The organism is Pseudomonas sp. NPDC077451 (assembly GCF_044543345.1).
Lineage (GTDB): Bacteria > Pseudomonadota > Gammaproteobacteria > Pseudomonadales > Pseudomonadaceae > Stutzerimonas.
Genome location: NZ_JBITVX010000004.1, coordinates 187,091 through 202,902, shown reverse-complemented (window position 1 = coordinate 202,902; position 15,812 = coordinate 187,091). Strand labels below are relative to the sequence as shown.

The window sequence follows — 15,812 nt, the reverse complement described above, 5'->3', positions numbered from 1 at the left end:
ATTAACGATCAAGTAACTGGCGCAACGGGCGAACTTCGATACTGCCCAGTTGCGCAGGCGGGATTTTTGCCGCCAGGTGCAGGGCCTCATCCAGGTCCTGCGCTTCGATCAGATAGAAGCCCGCCAGCTGCTCTCGGGTTTCGGCGAACGGGCCGTCGACGACCGAAACCGCGCCGTCGCGGACCCGCACCGTTTTGGCGGTACGCACCGATTGCAGCGGCTCGCCCGCGATGAACTGCCCGCTCTGCTTCAGCCGCTCGCTGTTGGTAATGCATTGCTCGACCAGCGCCGCCCACTGCTCGTCAGTCATCGAATCCACGCGCTGCTCGTCGTAATAGACCAGACACAGGTATTTCATTTCATTCTCCGATGACGCCCGTCGGCTGCCACCCTGGCAGCCGCGACGGAACGAAGGGTCGATCAGTTGGCTACGCCAGCCTGTGGTTCGGGTTCGATGCCGAAATTGACTTGGCCGCTGGCCATGTCGAATGGCATCGAGAAATGCTCATGGACAACCTTCCAGTCGCCGTCCTGACGACGCCAGCAGCGGCTGCCGCGCATCCATCCGGACTGCATGTCACCTTTTTCATCGGTGCCGCCGCAGTGGCTCAGGAAATGACTATAGGCCAGGTCGCCGCTGACGTTGATCTCGAGCTCACTGATGTCGAAAAAGCCTTCGCCCTGACAAAAATCGAAGCAGCTTTGCCAGTGTTGGCGGTACGCCTCGGCGCTTTTGAATTGCAGCGGGCCAACCGCATCGAAGGCCCGTACGTCTGCGGCGTACTGCGCCATGATGGTGTCCAGATCCTTGCGCACGGTGGCCTGCTGGAAGGTCTCGGTGAGTTGGCGGATCCGGGCTTCGTCCTGCGTTTGGGTAAGGTTGTTCATGTCGTCATCCTCGGGGTCGATGGTTCGGGCCGATCACAGTTGCTGGCACTCAAGGCGGCGCTCGCGCCTCCAGCGCGTGCACCTCGACGCCGCCCAACCGCGCCGATGGCAGGCGGGATGCCAGTCGGATCGCGCCGTTGAGGTCCTGGGTCTCGAACAGATAGATCGCCGCGGGCTGCTCGTGGCCGTCGCGCACTGGCCCATCGTGCAGAAGCAGGCGGTCGCCTTGTCGGCGCACGGTGGTGGTGCTCGACACCGGCTGCAGGGCTTCGCCGACGACCAGCTCGCCGCTGTGCCGCAGCTGCGCGTGGTACTCACAGCATTCGGCATCGAGCGCGGCGTGAACGGCTGGCGGCAGTGCCGCCACGGCGTCCTCGTTCAGGTAGACCAGGCACAGATAGCGCATCGCAGCTTCCTCGGCAGCGGCTTCTCTTGTGTACTGGTCGTCTGGCCGTGCCGGAAATCGACAGCTTGCTGAAAAAACTCAGCCCTTGAGGATCGCCTCGAGCTGCTCGAAGGTATAGGGCTTGCCCAACGAGCTTGCCGGAATGCTGGTTTCCACCGCACCTTCGCCAGAGAGCAACACGACCTGCAACTTCGGCTGTTCTTGCAAGGCGAGCCTGGCAAACTCGGGGCCGGACATGCCTGGGAGGTTCACGTCGACCAACAGGTACTCAAAGTGCTTCTCGCGCAGGGCTGGTAGTGCTGCTTCGGCCGAAGGAAAGCCCTCTGCGGTCAGCCCCAGCTCCTGAACCATCTCGCAGGTCAGGGCTAGCAGCTGCAGCTGGTCTTCGACCACCAATACCGCTGGCCGCACCGCTTCGGGAGGCAGCGCCGGGGTCTGTCGAGGCGCCAGTAATTGCCGCAGTTTGCGCGCCAGCTCTTCCTGCCGGTACGGCTTGCTCAGCAGCTCGACGCCGGTATCGAGCTTGCCGCCGTGGACGATGGCGTTACGCGTGTAGCCGGAGGTAAAGAGAACAGCGATAGCGGGCAGCAAGAGCTTGGCCTGTCGTGCCAGCTCAGTCGTGCTGAGCGCGCCGGGCATAACCACGTCGGTGAACAACACATCGATGCGCAGGCCACTTTGCAGGATGCTCAGGGCACTCTGCGCGTCGTTGGCCCGCAGCACCTGATAGCCGAGCCCATTGAGCAGCTCGACTACTGTGCCCTGCACCGCCAGGTCATCCTCGACCACCAAAATGGTTTCGTCGCCACCCACAGCCGGCCCGACCGGCAGTGGCACCGCTAGAACTTCCGGCTGTTCGGTTCGCGGCAGATACAGCTTTACTGTGGTGCCGCTGCCGGGCTCGCTGTAGATCCGTATGTGCCCGCCACTCTGCTTGGCAAACCCGTAAGCCATGCTGAGGCCGAGGCCGGTGCCCTCGCCCTCGGGCTTGGTGGTGTAAAAGGGTTCGAACGCATGCTCGAGGGTTTGCGCCGACATGCCCGAGCCGGTATCGGAAACGGCCAGCAGCACGTACTGTCCGGGCTCGACATCGATTTGGGTCTGGGTATACAGCTCGTCAAGCATCGCGTTGCTCAGTTCCAGCGTCAGCTTGCCGCTGGCCTGCATGGCGTCGCGGGCATTGATCGCCAGGTTGAGCACGACGTTTTCAAGCTGGTGCGGGTCCACCATGGTGGTCCATAGCCCGCCGGCAACGACCGTCTCGATCTCGATCGCCTCGCCGAGTGCCTGGCGCAGCAGTGCATCCATGTTGCGCAACAGTCGGGCCAGATGCGTGGGCGCCGGACGCAAAGGCTGTTTGCGGGCAAAGGCAAGCAACTCCGCCGCCAGCTTGGCACCCCGGTCGACTGCGCCGGTCGCCGCATCGAGCCGGCCGGTACCAAGACGATTGCCGCTCAGCAGCGGACGCAACAGCTGTAGATTGCCGCTGACGACCTGAAGCACGTTATTGAAATCATGGGCCACGCCCCCGGTCAGCTTGCCGATGGCTTCCAGTTTCTGCGACTGGTAGAGCGCGTGACGGCTCTGCTCCAGCTCCCGGGTCCGTTCGTCCACCAGCGCTTGCAAGTCCTCTTGTGAACGCTGCAGCGCCAGCTGCGCCAGCACCTGCTGAGTTACATCATGGCCCTGACAAAAAACGCCAGTGAGCTGATCCTGCTCGGACAGCACCGGCTGGAAGACGAAATCGACATAGCCTCTGCGCGGCTGCTCTTCGCCAGCACGAGTGACCAATATTGGCGTGCCGCGACCCACATAGGGCCGCCTGGTGATGTAGACCCGTTGCAACAGGCTGCCTACATCCTGTCCCTCAATCTGAGGAAACACGACCGCAGCGGGCAGGCCGATTACGTCACGCAACCCAACGAGCTGATGAAACGAGCGATTGGCGATCTCAACAACGTGTTGTGGACCCTGAGTGATGGCGATGAAGCCGGGCGCCTGTTCAAAAAGTCGATGCAGATGCTGGCGCTCATCGCTCAGCTGACGACCCCGCTCTGCGTTGGCGCGACGTTCCGCGGCCAGGGCCGTAATGTCGCGGATAGTCAGAGACGCGCCCACGGCCAGCCCATCGCCACCACTCACTGCCGAGACGTTGACCTCGAGGGCCAGCTCGACATCCCCGACTACGCAGCTGCATTCATGGCTTTGCGTACCGCTACCCGACAACACCTGGCGCACCGCGGTTACCAGCGCTTCCGACCAGAACGGCAGCTGCTCGGCCTGCCGCCCGACCGTGTCGCGGGCGGAGAGCCGGAACAACTCGCAAGCGCCAGCGCTCCAGTACAACACCTCAAGCGTGGTATCTAGCCCGACAATGGCATCACGGGCGGCGTCGATAATGTTGTGCACGTAGTAATCGGCGTTCAGCCGACGCTGCGATATGCCTTCGAACTCCGTACGGGGTTTTGCAATCGTCGCATTGGCACGCTCCAGCGTGGTTCGCAGCTTGCTACGCCGCCGCCCCGCGTTCAGCGAGCGATCCACCTCACGGGCGAGCTGGTCACGCTCCATCTCGGCGATGGACCAGTGCGCCCCAATGAGCGGTGCGATACCGAACGACTGACGCAGCGTATCGACGCCGCCCGGCAGGCAGAGAAAAATCAGCTCGCATTGTGGCCATCGCTTGCGCACCGCGCGGGCCAGCGACAACGTCTTGCCAAGCCCAGGTGCCAGCAGCACCAGCGAGGGTTCATCTTCTGTCTGGAACCGTTCGCTTAATGATGATTGGTCAAGGATATCCAGCCGTACCTGCTGCGCTACCGCAATGTCTTCAAGCATGCGGCGCGGTGCTTCCTGATTTGCCACGGCGGTGAGCAAGAGCAGCGATTGCACGGCCTCGGTCCTCTTCAAAGCAGCGGCAGGCCGAGCAAGCTACGGCCTGCCCAGAGTTTCAGCAGATCGGTCGTAGGACTCATGATGTGAGCGGCACGGGCGTCACGCAGCATTTGGCCGATGCGGCTGTTCTCCCGGTACGCAGCTCCACCACAGAGTGTCATCGCCTCGTTGGTCACTCGCACCACCGTATCACCGGCATCAGCCTTGCAGGAGAGGATGAACGGCAGCGCCTCGGGATGGTTGATGTCGCCGCGCCGACTCGCCTCGCGAATCAGCGCACGGGTCTTCTCGACCGCCATCCACATTTCGGCGTAACGGGTCTGCATCGATTCGATATCGCGCAGCGACTCGCCCGAATGGGTATAACGCCGCGCCCGCAAGTGCTCACCGGTAACGTCAAGCGCAGCCTGAGCCAGGCCGAGATAGGTGCCGGCCATGGCCATCAGGAAGAACGGCGCCACTACCTCGAAGACATACCAGACCTGGTCGCCCTCTTCGCCGAGCAGATTTTCGTGCCTCACCTGCACCCGATCCAGATGCAGCGGACGCGATGAGTTACCGCGCATGCCGAAACCCAGCCAGGGATCGAGCCAGTTCATGCCAGCGCTGTCGGAATCAACGATCAGACAGCTGAAATCGCCAGCATCACTGTCCGAACTCGCGACCGACGAAACAACATAAGAGTCGGCGTGTCCGCCATTGGTAACAAACTGCTTGGTGCCGTCGACGAGAAAATGCTGGCCGGTATCCTCGATTCGGGTCTGGGGTACGTAGAAATGCGCACCGGAACCATGCTCGGACAACGCCAGCGTGGTGATGTGACGCCCTTCAGCGATGGCCCGCAGATAGTGCTCCTGCTGGAACTCGGTAGCCTTGGCGGCGATAACCGCCGTGCCCACGCAGTGCATGCCGAAACACAGCGCAGACGACGGACAAGCCCGCCCGATGGCTTCGGTAATCACGCTCAGCCCCAGCAGTCCTTGGCCATGGCCGCCGAGCGCGGCTGGCACCATCAGCCCCAGCAGCCCTGCTTCGCCAAGCGCCTTCATCGAGTGGGCTGGCCACTGAGCGGCCTGGTCCACCTGAGAAGAGCGAGGCGCGATTTCGGCTTCAACGACGGCGGCCGTGCGTTCCTGGAGCGACTGAAGGTAAGCAGGTAGTTCCATGAGAGATAAGCCACGCTGATGAGAGTCAGTGCCCGGAAGGGTTCGGGATGAAGTCTGGTGGGATTGGCCCCGTCATAATGCCCGAGCTTTTCGCGTGGGCAATGGTCTAGTCAGGGAAATGACACAGATCGCCCTACGCAGTTCGGCAGGGAGCTTCACAACGTACCGCCAGTAAGTTGGTCAAAGACGATCCACAGGCAAGAACGGCTCCCAGCCACGCGCCGACACCAAAAGGATGCAGGCATGCACGAACCACGCACCTTTCGCCACGGCATAGCCGCGGCACTCCTAGCCATTTGTACCAGCGGAGCAGCGGCGCCCATGCATCAGATATTGATCGGCAGCTACACCACCGAAGGAAACAGCGAAGGGATTTATCGCATGCAGTTCGATGCCGAAAACGGCCAGATCGAACCGCAACCGCTACAGATCGTGCGGACTCACAACCCGTCCTGGTTGACGCTGGATCTCAACCGCAACCGGATCTATGCGGTGAACGAGAACGGCCCGGGCCATCCTGATCCGGTGGGCCGGGTCAGCGCCTTCATCCTGTCACCGACCACGGGCAAGTTATCGGTTCTGGAGCAGCAGATCACCCTGGGCGACGAACCCACGCACCTGAGCCAGAGCCGCGACGGGCGTTATCTGTTCGTCTCCAACTACGGGTCGCGCGCAAACCCGGGTGGCAGCCTCGCGGTGGTCCCGTTGGCCAAGGATGGGACGCTTTTGCCGGTCACCCAGATCGCGACCCACAAGGCCAGCGAAGTGCACCCGGAACGCCAGCAATCGTCTCACGTGCACTCCGCGGTGATGTCACCGGACGGCAAGACGCTGTTCGTCAGCGACTTGGGCGCCGACAAGATCTTCGTCTATCGCTACGACCCGACCAACGCCGAGCGCCCATTGTCGCCAGCTGACCCGGCCTTTATCAGCCTGCCGGACGGCAGCGGCCCGCGTCATCTGGTGTTCAGCCCGGATGGCAGCCAGGCCTACGCGACGCTGGAGCTGAGCGCTCAGATCGCGCGCTTCGATCATGTGGATGGCGGCCTGGTGCAGCGTCAACTGGTCGATCTGGCCGCGGGCGGCGATGTCAGCCTGCATTCGCCCGGCGCTATCCATCCTTCGCCGGACGGTCGCTTTCTCTACGTCAGTGACCGCGCCGAGAAGAACCGCATCATGGTTTATGCCATCGCGGAGAACGACAATCTGCGCGAGATCCAGCAGCGCGACAGTGAGGGCCGCGAGCCGCGGGAGTTCGCCATCGACCCGAGCGGCCAGTTCATGATCATTGCCAATCAGAAGAGTGATGCACTGGTGATCGTGCAGCGCGACCCCGACAGCGGCAAGCTGGGCGATACCGTGCAGACGTTGCCGATGGGGCGACCTTCGGATGTGAAATTCATCGATCGAACCGGGCCGTAAGCAGCCCGGCGCAGGATCGATCAGGACAGCAGGCTGACCACTGCGAAGCGGCTGATGGTCGCCTGGGCCACGACGGTCTGGGTGACCGCCGCGTAGCTGGAGGGGCTGCGCTGCATCAGGTTGAAAACTGAGCGTGAGAAATCCATGGCCCACTGCTTCTCGTCGGCGTGGGCCTGACGGGCAAGGAACTCGCGGATTTCCTGCTGGCGGTTGCTCAGCTGTTCGCGCAGCGAGGTGACCTTGTCGAGCCCGGCCACCACCGAGTCAAGCAGGCGGCGCAGTTCGCGGAAGGAATCGAGCTGCAGCTCTTCAGGGAAGCTCAGCAGCTGCTCGTCCTCGCTCTGCACGCGGACGTATCGGCCCTTGTCGAACAGCTTGCCTTCGCCCTGCACCGCCAGCTGGTCCTTGAGCTTTTGCCAATCGCCTTCGCGGGCGGAAAACTTCAGCTCGCCGTTCTGATCCAGTTCGGCGCGGATACCGGCCTGGCCAAGACTGCCATTGAAGCGGCGCAGGATTTGCTCGTCGGTCATCTCGTCGTCGAGCACTACGGCCACGGGCTCGGCCAGTTGGCGACCGCCGCTGAACAGCAGTGTCTCGCGGCCTGACTGGCGAATCTTTTCCAGCGACTCCAGCCCTTGCAGGCTGAAGCGGCTGCGCACCGGCTCGGTCAGTCGCAGTTTGAGATTGGCGTCCAGAGAATTGCCGGAGCGTTTGCTGCGCTCTTTGAGCAACTCGCCAACCTGCTGCACGGTCTGGCGAATGCTTTCCTCACCGTTGGGCTGCGGCGAGCTGATCTGGCGACTGAGATTCAGCTTGAGCTGTGACAGACGCGTCTGCAGGTCGCCGAGGTAGCTGTCGGCCGACTGCATCGAGGACAGTTGCTGATTGAGCTGCAGGCTGAAGCTGGTGTTCTTGCTGGGGGCCGTTTCGGTGTGCGGCGTGTCAACCGGCGTACCGGCACGCAGCGGCGCAGGCGCATCCCGCAGCAGCGCCTCGCGGCGTTCCTGTGGGTTGATTGCGGAAACAGCGGGGAGCTGCTTGCCAATCTTCATTCACGCTACCTCGGTCAGAGCATGCCGAACAGCGACAGCCCGTTGATCTTCAAATAGGTTTTCTGCGTCGCCTGCAGCGACAGCTGATAGTTGTTCAGGTCGATGCTGGCCGAGGCGTAGTCGAGTTGCGACAGCTCGCCGTCGATTTTCTGGTTCACCAGCGAAACGTCCTCGTTGCTGCTCGACAGCAACGTCAGGGTGTTCTGCCGCCCGCCCAGCTCCGAGACGGCGCCCAGCAGGTCGCCGTGAGTCTTGTCGAGGCTGTTGAGCGTAGCGCTGATCGAAGCCTGTACTGCCGGATCGTTGGCATTCAGTGCCGGGTCGGCGAGCATTTTGACCAGCGCATTGAGGTCGTTGAGCATGCCGACGCCGCCACCGAAGACCTGCGCGGCGGTGACATTCTCCTCGACCAGTACGCCATTGGCGACTGCCGCCTGGCGGTATTGATCGTTGCCGGTCAGCCCGTAGCTCTGGGTGGCGGCATCGAAGGTAATGGCCGGCCGGTCGCTGAGGGTGCCGGAGAACAGATAACGACCTTCCTCGTCGCGCACGTTGGCGAAGCTGACGATGGTGCGTTCCAGATTGCCCATCTCATTGGCGATGGCGGCCAGGTCTTCGCTGGTGTTGCTGCCGTTGGCGGCCCACAGCAGCAGGTCGCGCACGTTGAGCATGGTGTCGGACGCCGCCTTGAGGTTGGCTTCTTGCTTGGACAGGTTGCCGGACACGTTGGCGATGTTGGTGCGGTACTGGGTCAGCGTCGCTTCCTCGCGCTGGATGCGCAACACGCGCACGGCGGAAATCGGGTCATCCGAGGGCATCAGCATGCGCTCGCCGGTGGCCATCTGCTGCATCAGCTTGCCGAGCTTCTCGGAGCTGGTGTTCATCGAGCCGTGCATCATGGCGGTGATTTGGGCGTTGGAGATGCGCATGGTGTCTTTCTCGTCAGTCGAGTTGGCTTGCGCCAGCTCAGAACATCGCCAGTACGGCGTTGAACAGATCGTTGGAAGTGCTGATGACTTTCATGTTGGCTTGGTAGGCCTGCTCGTAGGCCATGAGGTTGACGGCCTCCTCGTCCAGGTTGACCGCACTGACGCTGTCGCGCTGGGCCTGAGCCTGCTCGGCTACCGTGGTCGCGGCGCGCAGATCCGCCTGGTTCTGCCGGCTGGCACTGGCGACGCGGCCAACCAGGCCGGCGTAGGCGTCGTTGAGCGGTACGGTGTTGCCGGCGACCGTGACACCCGCTGATTTGAGTTCAAGCATGATGAGCAGGGTCTTGTTGTTACCCACCTCGCCTGCCGTGCCGGAAAACGCCAGTTCCGAGGCGCCCAGCGCGTTGACCGCCAGCATCCCGCTGGTGCTGCCCGCGTTGTAGCTGAACAGCGGCTGGCCGGGGTTGCCGTTGAGGTCGAAGCCACCGGCGAGGGTGTCATTGACCATGGTCGCCACGGCCGAGGCCATGTCGTGCAGGTCCTTCTGGGCCGGGCGCAGCGCGCCGTATTCCATGTCGTAGAGACCGCCGAGCGAGCCGCCGATGCCCTGCTGGTTGAGCGGAAAGGTGGTCTTGGCGAACACCAGCGTCATTTCCTGCTCGCCGGCCAGGTTGGCATTGACCTTCAACTGCCCCGCCGTTGCCCCGGCGACCAGCGGCTGACCGTTGGCCAGCGAGACATTCAGAGTGCCATCAGCAGCTTCTTGCACGCGGATGCCGGCGTATTGGCTGAGATCCTTGACCAGGTTGTCGCGGTAATCGCGCAGGGTCGCGGTATCACGGCCCGAGGACTCCATCTCGCGGATCTGTGCGTTCAACTCGGCGATGTTGCCAGACAGCCCGTTGATTTCGCTGGTCATGGCCACGCGCTGGCCTTGCAGGGCGTTGAGCTGGGTGCCGATGTTGCTGTTCAGCCCGTTGAAGCGCTGTGCCAACTGCTTCGACTCGCCGATGATCTGCTGGCGCAGCGCGATGGATTCGGGGGTCGAACTGGCTTCGCTGAGGGCGGCGAAGAAGTTGTCCAGGCCAACGCTGACGCTCGAGCCTTCGCTGTCGATCAGGCCTTCGAGGGCGGTGAGGTATTGCTGGCTGGTGTTGAAGTAGTTCTTGTCGGTGCTGGCGCGCCAGAGCTGCTGATTCTGGAAGTCGTTGGACAGACGCCGAATGCTGCTGACCTGTACGCCACCACCGATGCTGACCGAGGTCTGCCCGCCCACCGACTTCATGTCAGGCGTCAGACGGCTGAAGCCCGGCGTGTTGACGTTGGCGATGTTCTGCCCGGTCGCCGAGAGGGCGATCTGCGAGGCGCGAACGCCGCTGTAGCCAATTTGACCAAGAATACTCACGACACGACTTCCTTCGGCTCGATCCGGATCGGTTGCGCGAACGCCACCGAGAGGCGGGCTCCAGCAACAACACTGTGCCCAGTAGAAAGAGCGACCGAATCGCCAGCGGAATTAAGCGGCGACGGCACAACAGGCGGAACGGCTTGCAGCTGCGCACGCGGTTCGGCCTGCCGAGGCGCAGCGGCGCTCAGATCGTTGAGGATGTTGCGGGTGTAGTTGCGGGTCTCTGCAAAAGGGATCTTCTGCACCCAGGCGCCGGTGCCGATCTCGCCCTTGCGCGGGTCGCCATGGCTCTTCAGCCACTCGTCTACCCGCCCGGGGCCGGCGTTATAGGCGGCCAGCGCCAGCGCCTGATGGCCGTCGTAGCGGTCGAGCATCTTGTTCAGGTAGGCGCTGCCGAGGCGCTTGTTGTATTCCGCATCGGTGGTCAACCGCGCTTCACTGAACGGCAAACCCAACTCGGCCGCCATGTCCCGTGCCGTACCCGGCATCAGCTGCATCAGGCCACGCGCGCCCTTGGGCGAGACGGCGGCGATGTTGCCGCTGGACTCATGCTTGATCACGCTGTCGACCAGCGACTTGAAGCCGGCCTTGCCGCTTTCCCAAGCACTGTCCAGCGCATCGACGCCACGCTGCCAGGTGCCCCGCAGCGCATGCAAGCCGCCACCCTGCAAACCGCTGCCAGCGTGACCGGCCAGAGCTGTCGGCGCGGGCGCGCTGCCGGCTTCACCACTTAGCTGCTGCACCAGCATGTCGGCGATCCCAGTCTGACGCTTGCCGGCCAGGGTGTCGGCAAGCACTTCGTCATAGAAGTCGCGCATGGTATCCAGCTCGCGGCTGCGCATCGGGTTGCCGGCACCGAGCACGTCGCCGGCCTTGCGCATCTGCTTGAGGATCTGCTGCAGGAACATCGCCTCGAACTGTTCGGCGACGACTTCCAGCTGCTGGCGCCGGGCCGCGGTCGGGCCGTCCTGGCGGTTGCGCAGGGTGTTGAGGTGCTGGGGGAGGGATACGATGCTCATCCGACAAAAAACCTATTCAATCTGCTGCGCGTCAGGCCTGCTTCATCAGAAGCAGGCGCTTGTTACATCACGATCAATTCAGCGTTCAGTGCGCCGGCACGTTCCAGCGACTGCAGGATGCTCATCACGTCGTCGGGTGTGGCGCCAAGACTGTTGATGGTGCTGATGATGCTTTCCAGGCTGGCACCCTCGGGCCACTTGAACATGGCCTTGCGGTCCTGCTCGATGGCGACATCCGACTGCGGCGTAACGACGGTCTGGCCGCCGGATAAGGGGTTCGGCTGGCTAACCTGGGGGTTCTCGCTGATGGTCACGGTCAGGCTGCCGTGGGCCACCGCCGCGGCTTTGACCCGCACACCCTGGCCGACCACGACGGTGCCGGTGCGGCTGTTGAAAACCACTTTAGGCCGGGTGCGGCCCTCTTCGACTTCCAGGCGTTCGAGCATGGCCATGAAGCTCATGCGCTGAGTGCTGGTAAGGGGCGCACGGATCGACACCTTGGTGGCGTTGAGCGCCGTGGCGGTGCCTTTGCCGAAATAGGCATCCACCGCGTCGACCACGCGGGTGACGGTCTGGAAGCTCGGCTGGCGGACGTTGAGCATCACTTCCGGGCGTTCGGTGAAGTCGCTGGGGATCATCCGCTCGACCGTCGCACCGTTGGGGATCAGGCCGCTGTTGGAGGTGTTGATGGAAACCTTGGAGCCGTCTGCACCTTCGGCGTTGACGCCGCCGACGATTACCGCGCCCTGAGCCAGCGCGTAGATCTCACCGTCGACGCCCTGCAGCGGGGTCATCAGCAGTTGGCCGCCGCGCAGGCTCTTGGCGTCGCCCAGCGAGGAGACGGTGACATCCACCGTCTGGCCGGCACTGTAGGACGGCGGCATCGTGGCGGTGATGGTCACAGCGGCGACGTTCTTCAGCTTCGGGTCGACGTTCGGCGGCAGGTTCACGCCGAACTGCTTGATCATGTTGGTCACCGACTGGCTGGTGAACTTGACCTGGTTCTTGTCACCGGTGCCGTCGAGACCCACGACCAGGCCGTAGCCGATCAGCTGGTTGCCGCGAATGCCTTCGACATCCACCAGGTCCATCAACGGCACAGCCTGGGCCGGCAGTTGCCACAGCGCGACGGCGGCGAGGAACAGCTTGAGGGATCGCATCGGGCTAGTCATTCCAAGGGCCATCACTTAAAGAGGGAACAGCGGCGAGGCGAAGAAGCGCGTCAGCCAGCCGGCCGAGTTGCTGTCGTTGAGCACACCACGCCCGGCATAGGAAATCTTCGCGTTGGCCACGCTTTGCGAGGACACCTGGTTGTAGCGGTTGATGTCGTCGATACGCACCAGGCCGGTGAGGCGGATGTATTCGTCACCCTGATTCAGCCGCAGGGCCTTTTCACCCTTGATCAGCAAGGTGCCGTTGGGCAGCACGCGGTGCACGCTGACGGCGATGGAGCCGCGCAGGGTGTTCTGCTGCGAGCTCTTGGCCGAGCCCTTGAACTCACGCTCGCCGGAGGCCGAAGTTTCGACGTCCGGGTAGGTCTTGCCGAGAATGGTCGGCACGCCGATCCCAACGCTCGACTCCTTGCCGAAGCTAGTACCGGCGCTCTTGCTCGACTGCGTGGATTCGTCCAGCACCACGGTGAGAATGTCGCCGACCCGCACCGCGCGCCTGTCGCTGATCAGCGAGCCGGTGTAACCGGAGCGGAACAGGCCGCCACCGGTGGTTGGCGGCAGGCTGTAGTCCAGCTCCAGCGGTTCGTACTCGGTCGAGGGCTCTTCCGGCAGCATTTCGTTGAAGCTGGCGCAGCCGCCGAGCAAGGCCAGAGCGACGAGCAGAATGGGCGTACGCATCATGATTCTCAGACGGTCTGGTTGAGGAACTGCTGCATGCCGCTGGCGGCATCGAGGACTTTGGCGTTGGCCTCGTACGCGCGCTGGATGGCGATCATCGCCACCATCGCCTCGACCACCTGCACGTTGGAGCCTTCCAGTACGCCCTGCTTGAGCTGGCCGAGGCCCTCTTCGCCCGGCACGCCTTCCACCGCTTCGCCGCTGGCGACGCTTTCGCGATAGAGGTTGCCGCCCAGCGCTTCCAGGCCACCCGGATTGGTGAAGTTGACCAGGGTGATCTGGCCCAGCTCGGACGGCAGTGTGTCACCGGGCAGAACGGCCGTGACGATGCCATCGGCGCCCACGGTAAAGCCGGTGCTGCCCTGCGGCACTTCGATGGCAGGCGTCAGCGGCAAGCCCTGGGCATTGACCATCACGCCTTCGGCGTTGAGCTGGAACTGGCCGTTCTCGGTGTAGAGGATGTCGCCGTTGGGCGACTCGACCTGGAAGAAGCCACGGCCGACGATCGCCAGGTCCATCGGCTGGCCGGTGGTCTGGATGCTGCCCTCGGTGAACACCTTCTGCGTGCCGGCGACACGCACGCCGCTGCCGAGCTGGATGCCGGACGGAACGGTGTTGATCTCATCCGCCTGGGCGCCGGGCTGCTTCTCGATGCTGTAGAACAGATCCTCGAAGACCGCGCGGTCAGCTTTGAAGCCGTTGGTGTTGACGTTGGCCAGGTTGTTGGCGACGGTCGCCATGGCGGTGTCTTGTGCAGCCAGGCCGGTCTTGCTGACCCAAAGTGCGGAATTCATGCGTTATCTCCCGATCAGCTGCCGCGGATCATTCGGTTGCCGGCGTCGGAGAGGTCCTCGGCGGCTTTCATCATCTTTACCTGAGTCTCGAACAGGCGATTCAGGCTCATGGTCGAGGCCAGCTCGTCGATCGCCGAGACGTTGCTCGACTCCAGAAAGCCGCTGGCCAGGCGTACCTCTTCGCTGGGCGCGGCGGGCTCGCCGTTGCGCGTGACCAGCAAGCCGGCTTCGTTCTTCATCAGGTCTGCAGCCGCAACGTCGACCAAACGGATGCGGTCCACTTCGGCCATCATCCAGTCGCCCGGCGCCATGATCGACACGGTGCCGTCATTGCCAATCTCAACCCGCTCATGCTCGGGCAGCTCGATCGGCCCGCCCTCGCCCATGACCGCGCGGCCATTGAGCGTCAGGCGACCTTCGGCATCGATCTGCATGCTGCCCTGGCGGGTATAGGCCTCGCCTTCGCCGTCCTGCAGGACGATCAGGCCGGTGCCCTTGACGGCGAAATCCAGCTCGCGACCGGTGGCGACCATCGGGCCGGCGACCAGGCTGACGCCGTTGTTCTCGACCACCGCCATGTGCCGGCTGTCATAGCCGTAGCCTTCCACGGCGACGGCTTGAGCGCGCTCGAGGTCGGCACGAAAGCCCGGTGTGTTGACGTTGGCGAGGTTGTTGGAGCGCACCTGCAGCGACATCATCGTGCGGCTGGCAGCGGTCATCGCCGTGTATCCCAAACGATCCATGGATCAGCCTCAGAGTGCGCTAAACAGAACCTGGGTCAGTTCCTTGTTGGTGGAAATGACCTGGGTGTTGGCCTGGTAGTTACGCTGGCCTTCCATCAGGCCTACCAGCTGCTGGGTGAGGTCGACGTTGGAGCTTTCGAGCGCACCGCTGGCCAGGTTGCCGTACTGGCCAACACCCGGCGCCCCGAGCATCGCCGCGCCGGACGCCGCGGTTTCGGTCCAGGCGGTGCCACTGATGTTCTTCAGGCCTTCGGCATTGACGAAGTTCGCCAGCACCACCTGGCCTTGCAGCAGGCGCTCGCCGTTGGAATAGCTGGCGTAGACCTTGCCGTCCTTCTCGACACTCATGCCGGTCTGCTCGCCGGCCGAGTAGCCGGTGGCGCGATTGCTGGTGACGCTGAATTCAGAGCCGTACTGGCTGGTGCCGCTGTAGTCGAGCTGGATGGCCAGCGGATCGACGCCGCCGGTCAGAGCGGCATTTATCGCAACCTTGCCAATCGGGGCCGAGAGTGTGCCCGCGCCATCGAAGGTCAGCGCCTGAGGTCCGGCAACCGCAGCGCCGTCGACATAGTAATGGGCGTTCCAGCTGTTATCAGCGGTCTTGGCAAAGTACTGGGTCAGGGTGTGCTCCTTGCCCTGGGAGTCGTACAGCTTGGTGGTGTAAGTGGAGTTGTAGCTGTCGGCGACCAGCGGATCGAAAGCGACCGCCGGGACTTCCTGGTTCGCGTCGAGGTTGGCGACAAAGCTCAGCGCGTCGGTGGCCTTGGCAGGCAGGCCGCCGGCCTTCATCTGTAGGTCGCTGACCACGCCGGTCTGCAGGTTGCCAGTTGCATCGGCCGGGTAGCCCTGCAGGCGTTGGCCGAGGCTGTTGGTCAGGTAGCTGTCCTTGTCCGTGCCGAAAACGCCGGCGCGGGTGTAGGCCACATCGCCGTTACTGGCGCGGGTAACAAAGAAGCCACCGCCGGAAATGGCCAGGTCGAGGTTACGGTTGGTGGTGGTCAAGGCACCGCCCTGACTGATGCTCTGGCTGGTGCCGGTCACTTCAACGCCCATGGCCTGGCTTTCAGCATAAAGACTGCCGAAGTTGGTCCGGGACGACTTGAAGCCGACGGTGCCGGCGTTGGCGATGTTGTTACCGATGGTGTTGAGTTGTTCATTGACGGCGGACAGGCCGGTCAGGGCGATGTTGAAGCTCATGGGCTGATCTCGATACTTAAAGGGAAATGAACACTGGCGAGCC

General features: G+C 63.2%; 15 protein-coding genes. 1 reads left to right on the top strand and 14 read right to left on the bottom strand.

All coding sequences use genetic code 11. The annotated features are described in order from the left end of the window. Position 1 precedes the first annotated feature (1 nt). The 5 genes from ACIGHL_RS09300 to ACIGHL_RS09280 all read right to left on the bottom strand — a co-directional run bounded on the left by ACIGHL_RS09300 (position 2) and on the right by ACIGHL_RS09280 (position 5,355). The gene (locus tag ACIGHL_RS09300; RefSeq protein ID WP_128119669.1) at positions 2-358 is read right to left on the bottom strand and encodes a YciI family protein; all 357 of its coding nucleotides are present in this window, start codon (positions 356-358) and stop codon (positions 2-4) included. Between the two features lie 62 nt (positions 359-420). Then, positions 421-888, bottom strand: a complete 468-nt coding sequence (locus ACIGHL_RS09295; protein WP_128119670.1) for a YybH family protein — start codon at positions 886-888, stop codon at positions 421-423. Positions 889-937: 49 nt separating this feature from the next. Beyond that, positions 938-1,294, bottom strand: coding sequence for a YciI family protein (locus tag ACIGHL_RS09290; RefSeq protein ID WP_128119671.1), 357 nt, complete (start codon positions 1,292-1,294; stop codon positions 938-940). A 78-nt stretch (positions 1,295-1,372) separates the two neighbouring features. Next, positions 1,373-4,132, bottom strand: a complete 2,760-nt coding sequence (locus ACIGHL_RS09285) for a response regulator (RefSeq protein WP_128119800.1) — start codon at positions 4,130-4,132, stop codon at positions 1,373-1,375. Positions 4,133-4,200: 68 nt separating this feature from the next. Beyond that, positions 4,201-5,355: an acyl-CoA dehydrogenase family protein gene (locus ACIGHL_RS09280; RefSeq protein ID WP_128119672.1), complete on the bottom strand. Its 1,155-nt coding sequence runs from the start codon at positions 5,353-5,355 to the stop codon at positions 4,201-4,203. A gap of 243 nt (positions 5,356-5,598) precedes the next feature. Here ACIGHL_RS09280 and ACIGHL_RS09275 point away from each other — a divergent pair, with 243 nt between their 5' ends. Then, positions 5,599-6,777, top strand: coding sequence for a lactonase family protein (locus ACIGHL_RS09275; protein ID WP_216707014.1), 1,179 nt, complete (start codon positions 5,599-5,601; stop codon positions 6,775-6,777). A 20-nt stretch (positions 6,778-6,797) separates the two neighbouring features. Here the strand turns inward: ACIGHL_RS09275 and ACIGHL_RS09270 are convergent, their stop codons facing one another. The 9 genes from ACIGHL_RS09270 to flgE all read right to left on the bottom strand — a co-directional run bounded on the left by ACIGHL_RS09270 (position 6,798) and on the right by flgE (position 15,769). Beyond that, complete coding sequence (locus ACIGHL_RS09270; RefSeq protein WP_128119673.1) at positions 6,798-7,829, bottom strand: hypothetical protein; 1,032 nt, start codon at positions 7,827-7,829, stop codon at positions 6,798-6,800. A gap of 14 nt (positions 7,830-7,843) precedes the next feature. Further along, entirely contained in the window at positions 7,844-8,758 is a 915-nt protein-coding gene (gene flgL, locus ACIGHL_RS09265) for a flagellar hook-associated protein FlgL (RefSeq protein ID WP_128119674.1), read from the bottom strand. 37 nt (positions 8,759-8,795) lie between these two features. Further along, positions 8,796-10,163 carry a flagellar hook-associated protein FlgK gene (flgK, locus tag ACIGHL_RS09260; protein ID WP_128119675.1) on the bottom strand — a complete coding sequence of 456 codons (1,368 nt, stop codon included), beginning with the start codon at positions 10,161-10,163 and terminating at the stop codon, positions 8,796-8,798. Further along, positions 10,160-11,185, bottom strand: a complete 1,026-nt coding sequence (locus ACIGHL_RS09255; protein WP_046163498.1) for a lytic transglycosylase domain-containing protein — start codon at positions 11,183-11,185, stop codon at positions 10,160-10,162. Before ACIGHL_RS09255 ends, flgK begins: the two co-directional genes overlap by 4 nt. A 62-nt stretch (positions 11,186-11,247) precedes the next feature. Then, positions 11,248-12,345 (bottom strand): flagellar basal body P-ring protein FlgI, encoded by a 1,098-nt coding sequence (locus ACIGHL_RS09250; RefSeq protein WP_128119676.1) that lies wholly within the window; start codon positions 12,343-12,345, stop codon positions 11,248-11,250. 27 nt (positions 12,346-12,372) lie between these two features. Further along, positions 12,373-13,038 carry a flagellar basal body L-ring protein FlgH gene (flgH, locus tag ACIGHL_RS09245; protein WP_046163497.1) on the bottom strand — a complete coding sequence of 222 codons (666 nt, stop codon included), beginning with the start codon at positions 13,036-13,038 and terminating at the stop codon, positions 12,373-12,375. 5 nt (positions 13,039-13,043) lie between these two features. Further along, complete coding sequence (gene flgG, locus ACIGHL_RS09240) at positions 13,044-13,829, bottom strand: flagellar basal-body rod protein FlgG (RefSeq protein WP_019340569.1); 786 nt, start codon at positions 13,827-13,829, stop codon at positions 13,044-13,046. Between the two features lie 14 nt (positions 13,830-13,843). Next, entirely contained in the window at positions 13,844-14,572 is a 729-nt protein-coding gene (gene flgF, locus ACIGHL_RS09235) for a flagellar basal-body rod protein FlgF (protein WP_128119677.1), read from the bottom strand. A gap of 9 nt (positions 14,573-14,581) precedes the next feature. Continuing rightward, positions 14,582-15,769: a flagellar hook protein FlgE gene (gene flgE, locus ACIGHL_RS09230; protein WP_128119678.1), complete on the bottom strand. Its 1,188-nt coding sequence runs from the start codon at positions 15,767-15,769 to the stop codon at positions 14,582-14,584. Positions 15,770-15,812 lie beyond the last annotated feature (43 nt).